General features: G+C 33.6%; 19 protein-coding genes, 1 tRNA gene and 6 pseudogenes. 1 reads left to right on the plus strand and 25 read right to left on the minus strand.

Annotated features, from left to right (window positions below; all coding sequences use genetic code 11):
- Window positions 1-89 precede the first annotated feature (89 nt).
- From OEI98_RS09145 to spoIIGA, 25 genes and pseudogenes are all read right to left on the minus strand, one after another.
- Window positions 90-163: transfer RNA gene (locus OEI98_RS09145), tRNA-Pro, on the minus strand.
- Window positions 164-217: 54 nt separating this feature from the next.
- Entirely contained in the window at window positions 218-1,696 is a 1,479-nt protein-coding gene (gene spoIVA / locus OEI98_RS09150; RefSeq protein ID WP_266037341.1) for a stage IV sporulation protein A, read from the minus strand.
- Between the two features lie 121 nt (window positions 1,697-1,817).
- The gene (locus tag OEI98_RS09155) at window positions 1,818-2,810 is read right to left on the minus strand and encodes an NAD(P)H-dependent glycerol-3-phosphate dehydrogenase (RefSeq protein WP_266037343.1); all 993 of its coding nucleotides are present in this window, start codon (window positions 2,808-2,810) and stop codon (window positions 1,818-1,820) included.
- Between the two features lie 15 nt (window positions 2,811-2,825).
- Window positions 2,826-3,422 carry a glycerol-3-phosphate 1-O-acyltransferase PlsY gene (gene plsY / locus OEI98_RS09160; RefSeq protein ID WP_003867956.1) on the minus strand — a complete coding sequence of 199 codons (597 nt, stop codon included), beginning with the start codon at window positions 3,420-3,422 and terminating at the stop codon, window positions 2,826-2,828.
- Window positions 3,423-3,441: 19 nt separating this feature from the next.
- Complete coding sequence (gene der, locus OEI98_RS09165) at window positions 3,442-4,761, minus strand: ribosome biogenesis GTPase Der (RefSeq protein ID WP_003867955.1); 1,320 nt, start codon at window positions 4,759-4,761, stop codon at window positions 3,442-3,444.
- Between the two features lie 5 nt (window positions 4,762-4,766).
- Entirely contained in the window at window positions 4,767-5,465 is a 699-nt protein-coding gene (locus OEI98_RS15330; protein WP_266037352.1) for a DUF512 domain-containing protein, read from the minus strand.
- Between the two features lie 27 nt (window positions 5,466-5,492).
- Window positions 5,493-6,082 (minus strand): annotated as a pseudogene (locus OEI98_RS15335) (PDZ domain-containing protein); the annotation flags it as partial.
- A 58-nt stretch (window positions 6,083-6,140) separates the two neighbouring features.
- Window positions 6,141-6,605: a DUF3189 family protein gene (locus tag OEI98_RS09180; RefSeq protein ID WP_003867953.1), complete on the minus strand. Its 465-nt coding sequence runs from the start codon at window positions 6,603-6,605 to the stop codon at window positions 6,141-6,143.
- 12 nt (window positions 6,606-6,617) lie between these two features.
- Complete coding sequence (locus tag OEI98_RS09185) at window positions 6,618-7,049, minus strand: DUF3189 family protein (RefSeq protein ID WP_003871109.1); 432 nt, start codon at window positions 7,047-7,049, stop codon at window positions 6,618-6,620.
- A gap of 9 nt (window positions 7,050-7,058) precedes the next feature.
- Window positions 7,059-7,262 (minus strand): capping complex subunit for YIEGIA, encoded by a 204-nt coding sequence (locus OEI98_RS09190; protein WP_003871110.1) that lies wholly within the window; start codon window positions 7,260-7,262, stop codon window positions 7,059-7,061.
- 9 nt (window positions 7,263-7,271) lie between these two features.
- Entirely contained in the window at window positions 7,272-8,177 is a 906-nt protein-coding gene (locus OEI98_RS09195) for a YIEGIA family protein (RefSeq protein WP_004401355.1), read from the minus strand.
- A complete protein-coding gene (gene spoIIP, locus OEI98_RS09200) occupies window positions 8,161-9,318 on the minus strand; it encodes a stage II sporulation protein P (RefSeq protein ID WP_266037364.1) in 1,158 nt (385 codons plus the stop codon). Before spoIIP ends, OEI98_RS09195 begins: the two co-directional genes overlap by 17 nt.
- A complete protein-coding gene (locus tag OEI98_RS09205) occupies window positions 9,296-10,000 on the minus strand; it encodes a DUF1614 domain-containing protein (RefSeq protein ID WP_004401352.1) in 705 nt (234 codons plus the stop codon). The genes spoIIP and OEI98_RS09205 overlap by 23 nt, the downstream gene beginning before the upstream one ends.
- Window positions 10,001-10,098: 98 nt before the next feature.
- Entirely contained in the window at window positions 10,099-10,752 is a 654-nt protein-coding gene (gene phoU, locus OEI98_RS09210) for a phosphate signaling complex protein PhoU (RefSeq protein ID WP_003871114.1), read from the minus strand.
- 13 nt (window positions 10,753-10,765) lie between these two features.
- A pseudogene (gene pstB, locus OEI98_RS09215) lies at window positions 10,766-11,514 on the minus strand (phosphate ABC transporter ATP-binding protein PstB).
- A gap of 41 nt (window positions 11,515-11,555) precedes the next feature.
- Window positions 11,556-12,443: a phosphate ABC transporter permease PstA gene (pstA, locus tag OEI98_RS09220; protein ID WP_006570260.1), complete on the minus strand. Its 888-nt coding sequence runs from the start codon at window positions 12,441-12,443 to the stop codon at window positions 11,556-11,558.
- Window positions 12,440-13,338: pseudogene (gene pstC, locus OEI98_RS09225) on the minus strand (phosphate ABC transporter permease subunit PstC). The gene pstA and the pseudogene pstC overlap by 4 nt, the downstream one beginning before the upstream one ends.
- 195 nt (window positions 13,339-13,533) lie before the next feature.
- On the minus strand, window positions 13,534-14,406 hold the full coding sequence (locus OEI98_RS09230; RefSeq protein WP_074592641.1) for a phosphate ABC transporter substrate-binding protein: 873 nt from the start codon (window positions 14,404-14,406) through the stop codon (window positions 13,534-13,536).
- Between the two features lie 80 nt (window positions 14,407-14,486).
- Window positions 14,487-15,855, minus strand: a pseudogene (gene pnpS / locus OEI98_RS09235) (two-component system histidine kinase PnpS).
- Window positions 15,855-16,559, minus strand: coding sequence for a response regulator transcription factor (locus OEI98_RS09240; RefSeq protein ID WP_004402377.1), 705 nt, complete (start codon window positions 16,557-16,559; stop codon window positions 15,855-15,857). The pseudogene pnpS and the gene OEI98_RS09240 overlap by 1 nt, the downstream one beginning before the upstream one ends.
- A gap of 52 nt (window positions 16,560-16,611) precedes the next feature.
- Entirely contained in the window at window positions 16,612-17,088 is a 477-nt protein-coding gene (gene nrdR, locus OEI98_RS09245) for a transcriptional regulator NrdR (RefSeq protein WP_004402378.1), read from the minus strand.
- Window positions 17,089-17,155: 67 nt separating this feature from the next.
- Window positions 17,156-17,401: a YlmC/YmxH family sporulation protein gene (locus tag OEI98_RS09250; RefSeq protein ID WP_074665649.1), complete on the minus strand. Its 246-nt coding sequence runs from the start codon at window positions 17,399-17,401 to the stop codon at window positions 17,156-17,158.
- 68 nt (window positions 17,402-17,469) lie between these two features.
- Window positions 17,470-18,239 (minus strand): annotated as a pseudogene (gene sigG, locus OEI98_RS09255) (RNA polymerase sporulation sigma factor SigG).
- A gap of 69 nt (window positions 18,240-18,308) precedes the next feature.
- A pseudogene (sigE, locus tag OEI98_RS09260) lies at window positions 18,309-19,032 on the minus strand (RNA polymerase sporulation sigma factor SigE).
- 14 nt (window positions 19,033-19,046) lie between these two features.
- Entirely contained in the window at window positions 19,047-19,877 is an 831-nt protein-coding gene (spoIIGA, locus tag OEI98_RS09265; RefSeq protein WP_004402382.1) for a sigma-E processing peptidase SpoIIGA, read from the minus strand.
- Window positions 19,878-20,159: 282 nt separating this feature from the next.
- Here spoIIGA and OEI98_RS09270 point away from each other — a divergent pair, with 282 nt between their 5' ends.
- Window positions 20,160-20,318 carry a hypothetical protein gene (locus OEI98_RS09270; protein ID WP_003869009.1) on the plus strand — a complete coding sequence of 53 codons (159 nt, stop codon included), beginning with the start codon at window positions 20,160-20,162 and terminating at the stop codon, window positions 20,316-20,318.
- Window positions 20,319-20,339: the final 21 nt, after the last annotated feature.

Consider the following 20,339-nt stretch of genomic DNA (forward strand, 5'->3'; position numbering starts at 1 on the left):
AGCAAAAAACCACTTACCTCCTTTCATTTTTAGGTAAGTGGTACTCTCTTTTTTCAATTTTTACCAACTGAATTTTCCTATTTTGTTACTGGTCTGAGTGGGGGGACTTGAACCCCCGGCCTCCAGAACCCCATTCTGGCGCTACCAGCTGCGCCACACCCAGAAAGAAACTATGTTCAGCTTTTATTATAAACGAGATAAAAGAAAAAATCAATAGTTAAATGATTATAAAGATTATTCCGCCTCCGCTGTCATTCACTACTCTTTCTAATGTATCTCTCAGTTTATGACTTAAGTTTTCGGGAATGGTGCCAATCTTGTTTTGCATTCCCTCTTTTACAAGGTCACTCAAGGTCTTGCCAAAAATGTTAGATTCCCAAATTTTTTCTGGATCGCTCTCAAACTGTTCTGTCAAATATTTTACAAAATCTTCACTTTGCTTTTCTGTTCCTACAACTGGCGATACTTCTGCCGTAATATCAGTTCTAAATATGTGATATGAAGGAGCAGAAGCTCTAAGCCTTACCGCAAATCTCCCACCTTGCCTTACTATTTCGGGTTTTTCAAACTTCATGTCATCAAGGCTTGCAGGTACCACTCCTACACCTGTTTTTTCAGCTTGTAAAAAAGCATCTTTAACTCTATCATACTGTCTTTTTGCATAAGCCAATTCTCTCATCATTGTCATTAATTCTTTATCACCATGAATTTCAAGTCCGCTTTCATCACTTAATATCTTAAAGAATAAGCCTTCCTGGGTTTTTATTTCAACATTTGCACAGCCTTCACCTGGAGTTATCTTCTTTATAAACACCTCAGAAAAGTTTTCATTTGCTTTAAGACCACCAACTAACTTAGGTATATCTCTTAATCTAAACAAATCTTTTATGTTTTCTTTTACTGTTTCCATTATATTTTGCTTAAGCCAATGACTTTTATCAAGAGCATCTACCCATTTAGGCAAATCAATTGCAATCTCCCGTATGGGAAATTCAAATAAGACTTTTTCCAAAATTGCATGAATGTCTGGTATTTCCATTTTAAGTACATTTAAAACAACAACAGGTACATCGTATTTTTTCTCTAATTCTTTTGCTAAATTAATTGTTTCGGGACTTTGAGAATCAGTTGTATTTAGCACTATTATAAAAGGTTTATTCAATTCTTTTAATTCTTTTACTACCCTTTCTTCTGCTGCTACATAATTTTCTCGCGGTATGTCGGTTATGCTTCCATCAGTGGTCATCACTAATCCTATTGTAGAATGGTCATTTATGACTTTTTTTGTTCCTATTTCTGCCGCTTCCTCAAAAGGTATTTCATAATCATACCAAGGAGTAGACACCATACGGGGCTTATCCCCTTCCATGTATCCCAGTGCACCTTTGACCATATATCCTACACAATCTACTAATCTCACTTTAAACCTCGTGTTTTCATTAATTGTTATCTCTACCGCTTTTTCAGGAACAAATTTAGGCTCAGTAGTCATTATGGTTTTGCCTGCTGCACTTTGTGGCAATTCATCTTTTATTCTCTCTTTTTGGGGAAGATTTTCTATGTATGGCAGTACTAATATGTCCATAAATCGCTTAATAAAAGTCGATTTACCTGTTCTCACTGGGCCTACTACTCCTATGTAGATATCCCCTTGTGTTCTTTCTGCAATATTTTTATAGATATCGTAGTTTTCCAACCCATTTCCCTCCTTTTTATATCCCCATATCCTTTTCTTCTCACTCATATATATATGCTTTAACAGTACATTTATATGTAAAAAATATTGAAATATAATAAAATCTCCGGAAAACCGGAGATCAAATACCGTGCAATTCATGTTTTTTATCTCTCGTCATAAGGCTATAAACAGCCTCATAGGGATTTTTACCCTCAAAAAGTATGGAATAAATTTCTTTAGTTATTGGCATTTCTATTTTATGAATTTGAGAAAGTCTGTAGGCGGATTTTGTAGTATTAACTCCTTCTACTACCATTCCTATCTCTTTTAATGCTTCTTCTAAACTTTTACCTTTACCTATAAGTATCCCTGCTCTTCTATTTCGTGAAAGCATGCTGGTACAAGTGACAATGAGGTCTCCTACACCTGCCAAACCTAAAAACGTCAACGGATCAGAACCTAACGCGACACCCAAACGAGTAATTTCCGCAAGACCTCTTGTCATAAGAGCAGCTTTGGTATTATCGCCAAATCCAAGCCCGTCTGAAATTCCAGCTCCCAAGGCTATAATATTCTTTAATGATCCTCCTAATTCCACTCCCACAACGTCCTTGTTTATATACAACCTAAAGTTTTCATCCATAAAGGCATCTTGCACTATTTCACAGGCTTTAACATTCAAAGAGGCTAAAACACAGGCTGTAGGAATTTGCCTGATTACTTCCTCAGCATGACTAGGACCTGACAAAACAACTACATCATTTGAAAGATATTCTTTTATGACTTCAGACATTCTTTTTAAAGTGGAAGTCTCTATTCCCTTTGCAAGATTTACCACAATAAAGTTTTTATCAACTACCTCTTTTAATTTTTCCGATATCTCTCTCACAGCATGAGAAGGTACTGCGATTACTACTATTTCAGAGTTAGTTACTGCCTCTTTTAAATCAGTAGTAATGGAAATTTCTTGAGGAATATCAACATCAAGATATTTTTTATTGTGACGAGTAGACACAATTTCCTCAAACTGATTTTTATCTCTCATCCACAATGTAATTTGATGCCCAAGTCGGTTTAAGTGTATCGCTATAGCTGTTCCCCAACTTCCCGCACCTAATACTGATATTTTCATGACCACTTTCCTTTCTCATTTTATTTCCGTCTTTTGTCCAAGTTTAGATTCTGTTCCCGCCAGCAAACGTTTTATATTAGAACGGTGTTGGAAAATTGCTAAAGATGCCAGAATAAGCGAAAATATGAATATTTGTGTTGAATTCCAAAAGATTGCATTTAAAAGCACAAAAGTAACCGACCCTGTTATGGACCCTAAAGATACGTATTTTGTCAAAACAATTACTGTAACCCCAATTGCTAAGGCTATGAGCCCTAAAAGAGGACTTACAGTCATTACAACTCCAACGCTTGTAGCAATTCCTTTTCCACCTCTAAATTTTAAAAACACAGGCCAGTTATGACCGCATACCACTGCTATTCCTGCAATCATAGCACCAGTATTACCCATTAAATACTTACCGATTAATACGGCTATAACTCCTTTTAACACATCCAATGCAAAAACAGGAGCCGCAGCTTTATACCCTAATACTCTTAAAACATTAGTAGCCCCCGCATTTCCACTCCCATAATTGCGAATGTCTATTTTTCGCGTATATTTTGTTAAAATATATGCATTGTTTATGCAACCAATCAAATAAGCAATGATGGCCGTCAAAACAGCGTACATATTTTCCCCCCTTTCCCTTTTAATTTTCCCCTCTTTTTCTCGTAGAAATCACAACAGGTACTCCTTCAAAGCCAAAATTTTGTCTTAATGTATTCTCAATAAATCTTAAATAGGAAAAATGCATCAGCTCAGGTTCATTGACAAATACTACAAAAGAAGGCGGCTTAATTCCTACTTGTGAAGTATAATATACTTTTAATGGTTTGCCCTTATCAGCAGGTGGCGGAAACATAAGCATAGCTTCATTTAGCACATTATTTAAAAGACCAGTAGTAATTCTTTTATTATATTCCTCCCATACTTTATCTACAGTCTCTAAAACTCTGTGTACTCTTTGCCCTGTTTTTGCTGAAATAAATAGTATAGGAGCAAAAGATATAAAAGATAGTTTTTCTCTTACCATCTTAGTATACTCATTAACAGTATTATTATCTTTTTTTATTGCATCCCATTTATTAACAACTATGATGATTCCTTTTCCATTTTCAAACGCATATCCTGCTATTTTAGTGTCCTGTTCTGTTGGACCTTCTGTAGCATCTATCATCAAAAGGCATATATCAGACCTTTCAATTGCAGCTAAAGCTCTTAGTACGCTGTACCTTTCTATAGATTCGCTAATTCTACTTTTTCTACGTATCCCTGCTGTATCAATAAGAACATAGTTCTTCCCATCTTTTGAAAAAGGAGTATCTATTGCATCCCGTGTAGTGCCAGGTATGTTACTGACTATTACCCTTTCTTCCCCTAATATTTTGTTAACTAGTGAGGATTTCCCCACATTAGGTTTGCCAATAACAGCAATTTTAATTGTCTCTTCAGTGTATTCTAACTCTTCCTGTGGCAATTTTTTTACTACTTCGTCTAAAAGTTCTCCGATGCCCAACCCATTTGACGCTGAAATTGGAATGGGATTGCCTAAACCAAGGCTAAAAAAGTCATAATAAGTAGGAGGCATTTCTTTAAAACTGTCCACCTTGTTGCAAACCAAAATAACTTCTTTTTTTGCTCTTCTTAAAATGTTTGCTATTTCTTCATCTTCTGGCATTAAACCTTCTTTTGCATCAACTAAAAATAATATTACGTCGGAAGCATCAATTGCTGCTTCCACTTGTAAACGGACTTTTGAAAAGAGGATATCTTCAGCATTTGGGTCTAATCCTCCTGTGTCTACTAATATAAATTTTTTGTCCAGCCATTCTACATTGCCGTATATTCTATCCCTTGTAACTCCTGGTTTGTCTTCCACAATAGAAATTCTTTTTCCCATAATTTTATTAAAAAGAGTAGATTTACCCACGTTTGGTCTACCTACAATACTTACCATTGCTCCTGCCATATCTATCACCTTCCACTCTGTATCCTTTGTAAAAATTTTCTCCCATCGACTTCAGAAACTATAACTTTTGTCCCCAGTTCTCTTTCTATTTCTTCAACAGTAGTATCATCAAGAAAAACATTTGAACTTTCCTTTAACATGACATCGGGAATAACTAAAACTTCCTCATTTATTTTACCTTTTAATTGGTTTATTATATCTTTCCCCACCACAAGTCCAGCTACTGTGATATTGTGACCAAAAAACTCATTGTGTATCTTCTCCACTTTTACATTAAACCCTGTTTTTCTTAATTCTTTCGCTACTTCTTCCATGAAATTATAGGCAGCTATTCCTGTAACAATAATGTAAGGGGTGGTGTTTATATTTTTCCCTTTCTTCACTTTTAATCTTTTTAGACTCCTTTGAAATTGATGTTTAAACAATGCCATAAGTCCTACGCCATTTTCTATTTGAGGAAATCCCTCGTAATGATAATAAGAAGGTATAGTAACACCTGCCATCACATAAAACTCATCTGACAAAAAAACAAAAGAAGAACCTAATTCTTTCTTTAATTTCTTTTGCCATGAAGATACTTGTTCGACTACATTTTTAGCTTCCTCTTTAGTAAAAGTTCTAAGTTTATAAAGTTTCTCTCTGTGGTCTGTAAGTCCTACTGGAACAACTGCTATTGATTTTACACCAGGATATAGACTTGACAAATCCTTGATAGTTCTGTCAAGAATTTTACCATCATTTATTTCTGGACATAATACGATTTGACCATGTACCTCAATTCCGTTCTCAACAAGTTTTTTAATTTATCCATTATACCTTTTGCATTCGGGTTATTTATCATTTTTACTCTTACATCATCATCAGTGGCATGAATTGAAACATATAAGGGAGAGAGCTTATATTTTATTACCCTGGCAATTTCCTCTTCACTCATATTAGTCATAGTAATAAAATTACCTTGTAAAAAGGAAAACCTATAATCGTCATCCTTAAATAAAAGAGATTTGCGGACTCCTTTAGGTAACTGGTCAATAAAGCAAAAAATACACTTATTTCTACAATGTTTTGGCCTGTCAATTATTTCTTCTTCAAAGACTAACCCTAAATCCTCATCATAGTCTTTTTCCACTTCAAAAATATATCTTTCTCCTGTAGCCTTTTCAATTTCTAATTGTATAAACTCATTTGACACTTCATATCGATAATCTATTATATCAATTATTTCTTTTCCGTTTAATGTAATGAGTTTGTCTCCTTTTTGTATATCTAAATCCCATGCTATACTTCCTTTTATTACATCTTTTATATTTATTTTATGCATATTTTTCCTCCTAAATTAACTCCTCTCTTTTCAATTATGAATTAATCCTATCAATACGTCAAGACCTTATTTGCAACTTTGTTTTAATATCTGTTACTAATTTTACGAAATTGTTGTATTTTTTCAATATGCCATATACCGTTATAGGCCTACCTAAAAAGATAATTCCTAAGCGCCTTGACGTAATACCTCCAATCTTTGTAGTAAGTCCTATGGTAGGAAGTGCATCTACGACTAATATATCTTTTTCAGAAATTCCATATAAAGACAAAAAACTGTAAATAGCTTTTGTCACTATTTCTCGCCCATTTCTCGCACCGACAATGTACACATAGTTTCCAAATTCATCCTTACCCATATAAAAAAGAGTGCCAATTTCATCGTTGGAAGTTTTATCATAATGAGGAAGAGAAACAATTTCTTCATAAGTAGGCACTCTGTCAATAGGTAAAAGTCCTATGTGTATAGAAGCAGCTACAACAGAAGAGTGAGCACTTCCATAACACATATATACAATAATCACAAACCTACCACCTCATAGTATTTTTTTATATCTCTCTACAAATCTTTTTATATTCTTGTGTCTCATCAAATAGTAATTATACAAAAAATTGTCTATAGTTTGTGTTAGTATTTTCTTACCTCTTAGATTCATCAGCACTTTAAAAAAAATTACATCATAGTGGGAAGTATCTATAAAAATTATATCTTCTTTTATTTTAAAAACTTCCATCAAATCACACAAAGTTTTCTTGATATTTTCACTAAAATTTTTCATTCCTATTATGAACACTTCATTTTGATTATTATCTTTCCCAATAAATCTCATTTGTCCATAATCAACTTGAAACAAAAAAGGGATTTTAAAAAATTCCTCTTTTTCAATTTTGGATTTATCATTTAAATGAAGATATGCACATATAGGAGAAGAATAGCACCCATAATAGCTATAATACACTACTTTCATAGATACCACCTAATATTGTTTAACTAAAATAAATACTCCATTTTCAAGATCGTGAACGGCTGCCTTAAAAATTCTGCTCAAATACATAGAAATCTTTTGCTGCTCTTCTTCATTTTCTACATAAATGATGGGTGCAGTACCACTTAAGACATTATCTTTTGCTTTTCTTAAAGCTACTATTGCTATTATATATCCTGTTACATGTACTTCCATTCTATCACCTCAATTAACAGCTTTTCTCGCGCCCCTTGACTTTGAAGGATACTTTCTTACAGTTTCAATTGCTGGCACATTCTTTATAATTTCCACAAAAGCATCAATATCAGGCTTCATCGCTACCATAACTACAATAATATCTCCATTTTCATTGTTGTTCATAGTAAGAGGAGCTAATTCGGGAGTATCAATATTCATTTTTAATCCCAATTGATTAGCAGCTTCATGGAGAATAGCCTGTCTTATTCCCAAATTGTTTATGGAAATTAAACTATCCAATCCTTTCGGACGTATTATAACAGCCATTCCAAATTTCTCTATTATTTCTCTTCCTTCTTTTAGACCTATATCTGCTAAAACCACATCCTCAACGCACAATAAAGGTCCTTTAAAAACAATCTTTGAAGGAAGAACTTCGGCAATATCTCTAATATAAGCAATTTTCATTACATAACGAGACAAATAAATTGCTAGTCCTCCCACAATTGTCCCTATTATAACACTTTTAGAAAGATAAACTGCCAAAGAAGTAAGAGTAGCTACTGCCATAGCAATATAGTTTCTTGCTTCAAAAATTTTAGCTATATTTTCTATATAAGCTGCTCCTCTTGGAACTAATTCTGTTGCTTCCATTTTTTCTAAACTGGCTCTCTCTATTTCTCTTACTTCTTTAAATTGTTGTGCTGCCAAAGCTAAAAAGGTGACAGCAGTGTACTGTTTTTCAATTAATGCAGGCACAGAAAAAGCTCCTAAAGCCGCTGAAATTACCCCTAAGGTTAAATGAGTCATATAACCTTGAGGATAAGTAGGATACTGCCTATAGTCCACTCTTAAATATATAAAGCGGGCAAGTGTCCCCAAAGCAATTCCACAAACCACAATATTGATATACAATTCATGATTTATGCTCATGGCTCATCTCCTTTTTTCTCCTAAACTTACCCAAATAACTTGCAAATTCTTTGCGCGTAGCTTTAGAAAACTTGTGATACATCTCTCGCCCACCAGTACTCAAAAACATGAAAGCTACTGCTGATACTGCAACAACTCCAATCAAAACCCATATTCCGGTACCTGCAGCTTTATTTTGTCCTGGCAACGGCTTTTGAGTTTTTGTAACTGTACCTACTTGTTTTTGTTCATCGGAACCATATAAAGCTTTTGTCAATATGTCTGCTATTAAAGAAGCTGAAACTTCTGCTCTTTCTCTTGTGTGAGAATAAGTGCCAAATTCTAACAACAAAGAGTTTGGAGTTAAATCTTGATTGAAATCTCCTTGTCCAAAAAATACATCCTTGATCATGTTTGGATATGTCTTATCCGCAATAGCTTTTATCCTATAGGCTAATTGCTGATTTGCTTTTAAATTAGGGTTGCTCCGTCCTAAGACAATTCTTACGCCTGTAGCATTCTTCCCTGCAATTTTTCGTATATATTCTTTGAAAGGGACTGCATCTCTATGGACATCCAAAAGTAAGTCCGGTTTAAAATCCTTTAAAAGTTTGACTGCTCCAGTTCTTGACCGGCTGTATGCCATAGCATCATGCGGTAAATACAAAGTCCTGTCCACTTTGACTGTGACTCCTTTTGCCTCTAAAGCTTTTTGTAAGGCGGCATCTACTTTATATATCCCGCCATGTCCATTGATACTTGCAGCGCCATCTGAAGGAAGATATGATTCATCACTGTGGGTAGAATATATCGCCACTCTCTTTTCACCAGTATTTTCTGCTACTGCCATTGCTTGTGAAATTTCTTCTATGTTAACATCTGGAAGTTTTTCTGTTCGCAAATACTTTGCATAAGCTATATTTTCATTTTTATCCACTTTGAACACTTCATACAATTTATTATCCCCTGATAAATATCTATCCCCTTTATAAACCTCCATTGCAGTCCTGAAAAGCACTTTATTTGTCTTTGCATCATACACTGTGTAATAATCAGGTTGTAATTCAGCCTGCTTCTCTGCATAACTGCTAAAAGCAAAAGATAAAAACACAATAATCAATAAGATTAATATTGTAACTTTATTCATCTTCTTTTTGTTCATTTTTATCACCCTCTTCTTTTTTGTTAGTATCTATCAGGCTGCTAGCCATACCCTCCCTGGGTTCAAGATGCTTTTTAGAAGTACCTCCTTGTATTTTTTCTCTTGTTTCCCCAATTATTTCAGACAAAAACACGGCAATTATCATAGATATAACTACCGAATCGAAAAATCCAGCTCCTCCTATGGGTACTGCTCCTCTTGTCCCTGTCAAGTAGTTTGAAACTGCCTGCATCACATTTGCCAGCATTATTCCCATCACTCCTGCAATAAAAGCACTTCTTCTCGAACGTGAAAAAAGATACGCGATTAAACCTCCAACAATACCATAAATATACTTAGGCTCAATAATCATGGCTTCAGGTTCTGCAGGAAGTATTCGCCCTGCAATAAAAACAGCTATTCCTGTAACAATTGATACTACAACTGCATTTACTCTTTCTCTGGTACTTTCTGCTCTCAAAAAAAGATACACACATACTGCTATAGGAATAGCAGCTCCACCTATGTTTATAGACACAGTTTTGGTTATAGGAATATTAGGTATCAAAGTCCCTATAATCATCCCAATTATCACTAAAAAAGCCCAAGTATCTGTCATTTTCATCCTATCTAATACTCTATGGGCAAATCCGAACAAAACGACCAATCCTGTAATAGAAAGCAAAATATAACTTAATGGCATCAAAATCACTCCTTAACTTTTTTCTTAAAAATATGTTTTACACAATGTAAAAAATATGCAAAAAGCGCTCTCTTCTTCGAGTGAGCGCTTTTTGCATTTCAATTTAAATCTATATGTTCACCGGTATCTAGGTAGATTACCCATTCACATATATTAGTTGCATGGTCAGCAATTCTTTCAAGATAACGAGCAACAAACAAAAATTGAGTTGCCTGGTCAATGTTTCTAGGGTCTTCCATCATATATGTCAAAAGTTCTCTAAAAATCTGTTTGTAAAGAGCATCTACTATATCGTCTTTTTCGCCAATAGCTCTTGCCAGCTCTAAATCTTGTCGTACGTAGGAATCCAAAGACATTTTGACCATTTCTCTTACAATTTCTGCCATTCTAGGAATATCGATTAAAGGTTTTATATACTTTTGATGAGCAATCCGCAACGTAGTCTTTGCTATATCTACTGCATGATCTGCCATTCTTTCTAAATCTGTAACAATTTTAAGGCCCGTCAAAACTATTCTCAAATCCCTTGCAATCGGCTGCTGTGTGACCATGATTTTTGCACACTTATTATCAATTTCTACTTCTATTTTGTCTATCCTGTCATCGTCATCTATAACTTTCTGAGCTAATTCTGTATCATGGTTTACTAAAGAAGCAATGGCATTTGCTATGGCCTCTTCTACAAGGCTACCCATTTTCAATACGTCATAATGGAGTTCCTCTAATTCTTTTTCAAAATGGGTGCGATTCACTGTGTCACCTCCTTTAACCGAATCTACCAGTAATGTAATCTTCTGTTCTTTTATCTTTAGGATTATAAAATACTTGATCTGTTGGTCCACTTTCAATTAATTCACCATTTAGGAAAAACGCAGTATAATCAGACACTCTTCCTGCCTGTTGCATATTGTGAGTTACTATTATTATTGTATATTTATTTTTAAGTTCCTCAATTAATTCCTCTATTTTCATAGTAGAAATAGGGTCTAACGCAGATGTAGGCTCATCCATCAAAATTACTTCTGGCTCTACTGCCAATGTCCTAGCAATGCAAAGCCTTTGTTGTTGACCTCCAGATAAACTAAGAGCCGACTTATGAAGCCTATCTTTTACTTCATCCCATAAAGCTGCAGCTTTTAAACTTTTTTCAACAATTTCATTTAACTTTTTTTGTCTTTTATACCATGGATTCTAGGTCCATATGCTACATTGTCGTAAACAGTCATAGGAAAAGGATTTGGTTTTTGGAAAACCATTCCTACTTTTTTTCTAAGTTCAATAACATCTACCTCTTTGTATAAGTCTTGTCCATCTAGCAAAACTGTTCCATTTATTTTGACCCCTTCTATAAGATCGTTCATCCTGTTTAAAGTACGAATAAAGGTAGATTTCCCACAACCAGACGGACCTATAAGTGCCAAAACGCTATTTGCTTCTACATCCAAATTTATTTTTTTAAGGGCCTGGACCTCACCATAAAATAAGTCCAACTCTCTGACCTCTATTTTTTTCATTTGTCAGTCATTCCCCTTCCTATTAGCTATATTATACCATTTTATTTTTCGCCTGTCATTCTTTTATATAATGTACTTCCTAACCATCTAGCAAGGATGTTGAAAATCAATACCATTAGCAATAAAACTGCTGCTGCACCGTCTGCAATCTGTCTTGCATCAGGTGCTAACCCCTCACTATTTACCTTCCAAATATAAACAGCTAAAGTCTCTGCAGGTCTAAAGATATTTAAAGGCGAGGTAGGACTTGAAGGATTTAAGTTTGAAAAATTCAAGGCAGGGCTGCTCATACCTGCAGTATACAATAAAGCAGCAGCTTCTCCAAAAATTCTTCCAGCAGTTAAAATTATCCCGGTTATAATTCCAGGCATTGCAGCAGGCACTACAACTTTTACAATTGTTTGCCATTTTGTGGAACCTAAAGCGTAACTTGCCTCTCGCAAACTATTAGGCACACTTCTAATTGAATCTTCACTTACTCTTGTCATTACAGGAAGATTTAACACCGTAAGAGCAAGAGCTCCTGCAATGAGGGAATAACCCCATCCAGTCATAGTTACAAACACTAAAAGTCCAAAAAGACCTACTACAATAGAAGGCATTGAAGATAAAGTTTCTACTGACAATCTTATAAGTTCTGTTAATAGACCTGGCTTTGCATACTCTGCCATATAGATTCCTGCACCTAAGCCTATAGGAACAGAAATTATCAAAGTTATTATTAATAATTCTAACGAATTAAAAAGCTGTGGCCCTATGCCTCCTCCTGCTTCCATAAATTTTGGAGGGGAAGTTAAAAAATCTATATTGAGTTTAGTTCTCCCTTGATATAATATATAACTTATTAATGAAACCAAAAACAAGATTAAAAACACAGCAACAGCATAGAAATATATAGTCGCTATTTTGTCATACAGCTTGGATTTCATTTATACATTCCCCTCCTGCCAACTAATTTGATAATAATGATAAAAGTAAAAGATATTATGAGAAGCAGTAATGCTAAAGACCAAAGTGCATCATTCCACACAGAACCCATTACTGTATTTGCCATGTCCATTGTAATAATAGAGGTTATAGTGCTCATAGGCTCTAAAAAAGATTTGGGAATAACTGGACGATTACCTATAACCATTTGAACTGCCAAAGCTTCTCCAAAAGCCCTTGCCAAACCCAAAATAATTGCTGTTAAAATTCCAGATTTCGCAGCAGGAATGACAACATGTCGTATTGTCTGCCATCTTGTCGCCCCAAGAGCATAACTGGCTTCTCTTATTTCCACAGGTAATGACCTTATAGCATCAGTACTAACACTAGTAATTGTTGGAAGCGTCATAATGGTAAGGACTAATATACCTGCCAATAAACTAAAGCCCAATCCTCCAAAATGTTTACTTATAAAAGGAACTAATACAGTAAGACCAACCCATCCGTATACGACAGAGGGAATACCAACAAAAATCTCAATAGCTGGTTGCAATATTTTTTGTCCTAATTTTTTTCAATCTCTACCATAAAAATTGCAGAGGAAACTCCCAGAGGTGCACTTATCATAATTGCAAAAGCAGAAACAAGAATAGAACCTATTATAAATTGCAAAGACCCGACAGCAGGTACCTCTCTATCCGGATTCCAAGTGGTAGAAAACAAAAACTCTTTTATCGAGATGCCATCTTTTATGAAAGTAGAAAGGCCTTTAGATGTCACAAATAAAAATAGTGAAACAGTAATAATTATTAACAATAAAGCAGAGATGAAAACGATAACTCTTCCAAATATGTCAGCCACTTTTCGCTTGCTTTCATATTTTTTATCAACTGCCATACACATCCCCCGTTTGAGAAAATCTAATGACAATAATCACACTCATTTCATGATAACAACTTAAAAAAAAACATTCATTAAATCTATGTTAAATTTATGTTAAATCTATGTTAAATTTATTCGTTTTTTTACAAATTTCCATTATTTCTCGCCTTAAAAAGGAGCTGGAAAATAAACCAGCTCCCCTTTTTTACTTTATTTTGTTTTCATTTCAGTAACAGGGATAAATCCTAACTTAGTAAGAGGTCCTTTCTGCACTTCATCTGACATCATGAAATCTAAGAAAGCTTTGGCTGCTCCTGTTGGTTCTCCTTTTGTATACATATGCTCGTATGACCAAATAGGATACTTGCCATCTATTATGTTTTGGGCCGTTGGTTCTACTCCCTCATATTTTAGAGCTTTAACAGTATCATCCACGTAGGATAAAGCAAGATAACTTATAGCTCCTTTTGTGTCAGCAACTGCTTTTTTAACTGCACCTGATGAATCCTCTGTCAAAGCAAAACCTTGAGCTTCTTCTTGTCCCTTTAATACCACTTTTTTGAATGTAGCCCGAGTCCCTGAACTTGCAGGTCTATTAATAATAACTATTTTCATATCTGACCCGCCAACATCTTTCCAATTTGTTATTTTCCCTGTAAAAATGTCTATTAATTGTTGTTGAGTTAAATTATCAACTGTAACATCTTTATTAACAACTACAGCAAAACCTACAATCGCAACTTTATGATCTACTAAAGATTTGGCTGTGTTGGCATCTAATTTTTCTTCAGCAAAAATATCAGAATTTCCAATATCAATTGCCCCTTGAACTACTTGTGTCAATCCTGTACCACTACCACCGCCTTGCACTGTTATCGCTACATTAGGATATTTTTCCATAAACATTTTAGCTGCTTGTTCAGCCAATGGCTGTAACGCTGTAGAACCAGCAACTGTTATATTACCTGACAGGTTACCAGAATCTGCACTTTGAGGTTGTTTTGAGCCACACGCAGCAAAAGTAAAAAGACTTGCAATTAACAGTACTACAATAGCAACTTTCGCAAATCGACTATTTAACATTAAAGCACCTCCAAAATTCCTTAAATTTTTTGTACAACTACATTGTAACAGTCTATTGTAAAGTCAATATTAAGATATTGTTAAGTCTTTGTTAAATCAGCTTTGTTGAATTTTATAATAAATTTTGTACCTCTCCCCACTTCACTTTCTACAAAAATTTCCCCTTTCATAGATTCCACGATATGTTTAACTATAGCAAGTCCCAATCCTGTACCACCTAATTTTCTTGAGCGACTTTTGTCAACTCGATAAAATCTTTCAAAAAGCCGAGGAATATTTTCTTTTGAAATACCAATGCCGTTGTCTTCTACTTCAATAATTATTTTATCCCCCTCTTCTCTGGTAGATACTTTTACAAATCCTCCCTCTTGAGTGTATTTTATACCGTTATCTATTAAATTGATCATCATCTGATGAAATCTATCTTTATTAGTATTTATCACCAAATCAGTACAATTTAAATCCTTTTTTAACGTTATATTTTTATTTCTCGCGACCTTGTCCATTATATATAATATATCCTCTATCTCATTATCTAATTCTATTTCTTCTGTCGGATAACCTTCTTTAACATTTTCTATTTCAGAAAGAGTGAGTATATCGTTTATAAGTCTTGTAAGTCTTTCAGACTCAAAATCAATTATATCTAAAAATTTATCCCTTGCTTCAGGATTCTCAATAGCACCATTTCTTAAAGTTTCAATAAAGCCTCTAATAGAAGTCAAAGGAGTTCTTAGCTCATGGGACACATTTGCAACAAATTCGCTTCTTATTTTTTCCAATCTTCTCATTTCTGTAATATCATCTATTATTAACACAAAACCCAAATTTTGATGGGAAATTGGATGAAGAATTGGACTGGTATACACTTTGAGGTGCTTGTTGAAAACATTTAGTTCTAAACTTCTGGAAGGGGAATTTTTATTTTTCTTAACATCTTCAAAAAGGTCATGTAATTTACTATTTCTTACAACTTCTAAGATATGTCTTCCAATTAAATCTTTCTCTTTTATATTTAGAATTTTCCTCGCAGCATCATTTATAAGTAATATTTTCTCATTATCATCAAAAGCGATAACCCCATTTACTATACTTTTTAAAATGGCTTCTAATTTTGCATTTCTGTCATTTAATTCCTCTATCGTTTCTTTTAATTTATAAGACATAGAATTTACTGCAAGAGAAAGTTCTTTTATTTCATCAATAGAATTGCTTTCAAGTTCATGACTGTATATACCATTTGCAATATCCTTTGTAATTTCAGTTATTTCTTTTATTGGTTCTACTATATTTTGTATAAATCTATAACTTAAAAAACCTGTTACTAAAATTCCTAATAAAATAGCAAAAATAAATTTGGTCGTTGGAACATAACCTAAAAAATATGGCAACTATTAAAATTCCAAGTAGGTTTATAAAAAACAATTTATAATAGGATTTCTTTAGCATCACACTTCACCTTTATCTTTTAGCTTATATCCAATTCCTCTTACAGTTTCAATATACACAGGAGATTTATCATCGTCTTCTATCTTTTTTCTTAAATGCCTGATATGGACATCAACAGTTCGAGTTTCTCCAGCATATTCATATCCCCATACTTTGTCTAAAAGATAGTCTCTAGTTAATACTTTGCCCATATTTTGAGACAAAAGTTTTAAAAGCTCAAACTCTTTTAAAGTCAATTCTAAGACTTTCCCTTTTTTATAAACCAAATGCTTTCCAGTATCTATAACTATATCACCAAATTTTATTATTTCTTCTTTTTCTTCTTCTGGTTGCTGGGTTCGCCGAAGAACGGCTTTAATTCGAGCTAACAATTCTCTTACGCTGAAAGGCTTTGTTATATAATCATCGGCTCCCAACTCCAATCCCAATACTTTATCAAATTCTTCGCTTTTTGCTGTTAACATTATTATCGGTATATTTTTCGTTTCATCATTCTTTTTTAAAATTTTACATATTTCCAGTCCATCCACATCTGGCAACATCAAATCTAATATAACCAAATCGGGTTTTCCTTCAAGTGCTTTATCCAAGCCTTCTTTTCCATTTTCCGAAGTAATAACTTTGTATCCTGCTGCTTCCAAGTTGTATCTTAAAAGTTCCAATATATGAATTTCATCTTCTATAACCAAAACCGTATAGGCCATTTTGACACCTCCAGATAATATGGCTTGTACACATTTGAAACAAAAAATAAAATTATGTCTTTTCTTTTTTTGTCTCATTCTCTTTAAGAAGTTTCTTAAGTTCATCCATAAAAGTATTTATGTCTTTAAACTGCCTATAAACAGAAGCAAATCTGACATAAGCTACTTCATCTACATTTTTAAGTTTTTCCATTACCATTTCTCCGATTTCGGCGGAGGTTATTTCCCTCTCCATTGAATTTATTATTCTTTTGTCAATTTCATCTGTAATTTCTTCTAAGACCTTTATAGGCACGGGCCTTTTTTCGCAAGCTTTTATCATGCCTTTTAATATTTTATCTCTGTCATAGACTTCTCGGCGATTGTCTTTTTTTATTACAAGTATAGGCAACTGTTCTACTTTTTCATAAGTAGTAAATCTCTTCCCACATTTTAAACATTCCCTTCTTCTCCTTATAGAAGTGTTATCATCTGTAGGTCGAGAGTCAATAACTTTTGAATCTGGATACCCACAATAAGGGCATTTCATCTTATTACCTCCAACAATTCTTAATTGTTTAATAAAATTATAATAAACTTATTTTTATTAGTCAAACTTAAGATTCTCTATCTTTGAAATCTACTAATATTACATCCGTTCCAATCTTTTTTATAGCTTCCCACGGCAAATATATTTCCATATCTTTATTAAAAAACCTAAAAAGACTTGTTTCTTTCGGTATAACAATTCCTTCCACTTTTCCTTCCTCAAGGTTTACTTCAATGTCAATTATATTCCCTAATTTTTCTCCTGTATTTATATCTATAACTTCTTTATCTCTCAATTCTGAAGCTTTAATCATCCTCATTTCCCCCTTTTGTCTTTTTCATAAAATTATATGAAAAAATCTAGCTTATCATTCCTGATAAGCTAGATGTATTTCCTGATGTGATTTAAAGCTGCTTTTTCTAATCTTGAAACTTGTGCTTGAGATATTCCTATCTCTTTTGCTACCTCCATCTGGGTTTTCCCTTCAAAAATCTCATCGTCAATATCATTTTTTCCCTTTCGCTTAGTTTTTGTATTGCTTCTTTTAATGCAATTTTCTCTAGCCACACTTCATCCATATTCTTGTCATCGCTTACTTGATCCATCACATAAATTGCATCTCCACCATCATGATATATAGGTTCAAACAAAGAAACCGGTTCTTGAATAGCATCAAGAGCCATTACCACTTCCTCTCTTGGAAGGTCCAGCTCTTTAGCTATTTCGCCTACTGTCGGCTCTTTGGAATTTTCCGATACTAATTTGTCTCTTACCTGTAATGCTTTATAGGCTATATCTCTTAAAGAGCGGCTCACCCTTATAGGAGTGTTATCTCTTAAGTATCTTCTTATTTCTCCAATTATCATTGGAACAGCATAAGTGGAAAATTTTACATTTTGATTTAAGTCAAAATTGTCAATAGCTTTTATAAGCCCTATACATCCTACTTGAAACAAATCATCTACGTATTCCCCGCGATTATTAAATCTTTGAATAACACTTAGTACCAATCGCAAATTGCCATTTATAAATTCTTCTCTTGCTTTTTTGTCTCCATTTTTCATCCGCTGCAGTAGCTCTTTTTGCTTGGAAGGTTTTAAAACAGGTAACTTAGAGGTATTGACACCGCAAATTTCAACTTTGTTATTCATAAATCCTGCCCCCACATGTTTAGCTTATTAACAGTATTGCCGGCAGGATAAAAAAATATACAGAAACGCTTAAACTAGTCTATTCATTTCTTTTTTTAATCTTTTTAAAATCTTTTTTCTAAGCGAGAAATATAGGACTGTGAAATTCCCAACATATCTGCCACTTCTTTTTGAGTCTTTTCTACTCCACCCTCTAATCCAAATCTAAGTCCTATTATCTTTTTTCTCTATCTGGTAATTTCTTTAATGCAGAAGTCAATAATTCCTTTTCTACTTCATCTTCGATATATTTATAAACTGTTTCATTATCAGTGCCTAAAATATCTGAAAGCAAAAGTTCATTTCCATCCCAATCTACATTTAAAGGTTCATCAAAAGAAACCTCTAATTTAGTTTTGCTATTCCTTCTTAAATACATTAATATCTCATTCTCAATGCATCGAGAAGCATAAGTAGCTAATTTTATTTTTTTCTTAGGATTGAAAGTATTAATAGCTTTTATAAGTCCAATCGTGCCAATAGATATTAAATCTTCGATTCCTACTCCTGTGTTTTCAAATTTTTTTGCTATATATACTACCAATCTTAAATTTCTTTCAATAAGTACCGTTTTTGCTTCATTATCTCCTTTTTCCATTTTTGAAATTAAATATATTTCTTCTTCTACAGAAAGAGGTGGAGGTAATGCTTCACTTCCTCCAATATAAAATATGCCTTCAGATAAATCTAAAAAATCAAGGATTTTTTTCCACAACAATAGCATTTCTATTTTTACTTTTGTTTTTAGTTGCACTTCCAACACCCCCATTATACTAAAATTTCTGGTGCTAACAACGCCGCATAATTACCATATTTATCTATTTGGCTTTTGTATACTCCTACTATTACATTCCTTATCTCTTTTTCACCTACCACTAATTTATCTGGCTTAAATCCTAACATTATTCCTTTAGACTGTCCTACTGATATAAAGGGTATTAACCTTATCCTTGATAACCATCTTTCCTCTTTCAAAACTTCAAAAATTTTGTTAAAATCTATCTTCTCTTCATTTAATAAAATTTCCATATTATCAGGAAGTATATTTTTCATAGCCAAAAACTCTACTACCACAACAGGCGATTTAGTTAAAGGGTCGTATAATCTATTTCCAGTATCTAACAATCCTTTTATCTCTATTTGTTTTTGAAAAATTTCTATTTTTATGCTGTATAACATTTTTTCCTCTTTTGATTTTCTCACTATATAATCCCAATTAGTATAGAAAAGTAAAATAGCTATCAATATTCCAATCCATAAACTGTGTAAATTAAATTTTGCCGTATACAAAACTGCAAAAATTGTCCCACCTATCGCAAAAGAAATTAGATAAAAAACTGCTAAAATTCTCAAAAATTCTTTTAATGTTTTTGGAGTAAATGCCATATATATTATTAAGAGAGATAAAATAATTTTTGCGAAAACTTCGTGAATCATCTTATAAGGTAACAAAAAAAATATTAGGACATAACACGCTCCCAATAATGCACCTAAAAAAAGCTTAATAGGTTTGCTGCCCTTTTTAGAAAATTTTCGTGTAAGGGATAAAATAAGATAGTTAATAATTAAATTTTCGAAAAAAATTACGTCTAAATACATTCATACCATCCCCGGGGACTCTTTTAATCCTTATACAATGTATATTCCCATTTGCTTATTTTATTCATATTATAAAATAAAAATCTCAAATTTATTGTAATATTTTGGAATAAAAATAAGGTTGTTTTTGTAGAATTTTTGCATAAAAAAATCTGCAAAGAAACCTTTGCAGATCAGACTGTAGACAAACTTTCGTAAAGGAGATATTTTGCATAAGGAGCGACTTGTTACAAAGCGGTAACAAAACTTAGCAAGACCGAGGGTGGAGGCAGGGCCGAAGCCATGGATGGCGAAGGCGGGCACCTTAAGGCATGGATGCCGATTGTGCCCGGTACCCTGCCGGAGCCCGAAGGTCGAGCTTTAGTTTTGTCGCTTTGGAACATCGGAGCGACGATGCAAAATATCTCCTTTGAATATTTTTTAACTTTGTCAACAAACTGATCTGCAAAGAAACCTTTGCAG

The organism is Thermoanaerobacter sp. RKWS2 (genome assembly GCF_026240795.1).
GTDB lineage: Bacteria > Bacillota > Thermoanaerobacteria > Thermoanaerobacterales > Thermoanaerobacteraceae > Thermoanaerobacter > Thermoanaerobacter ethanolicus.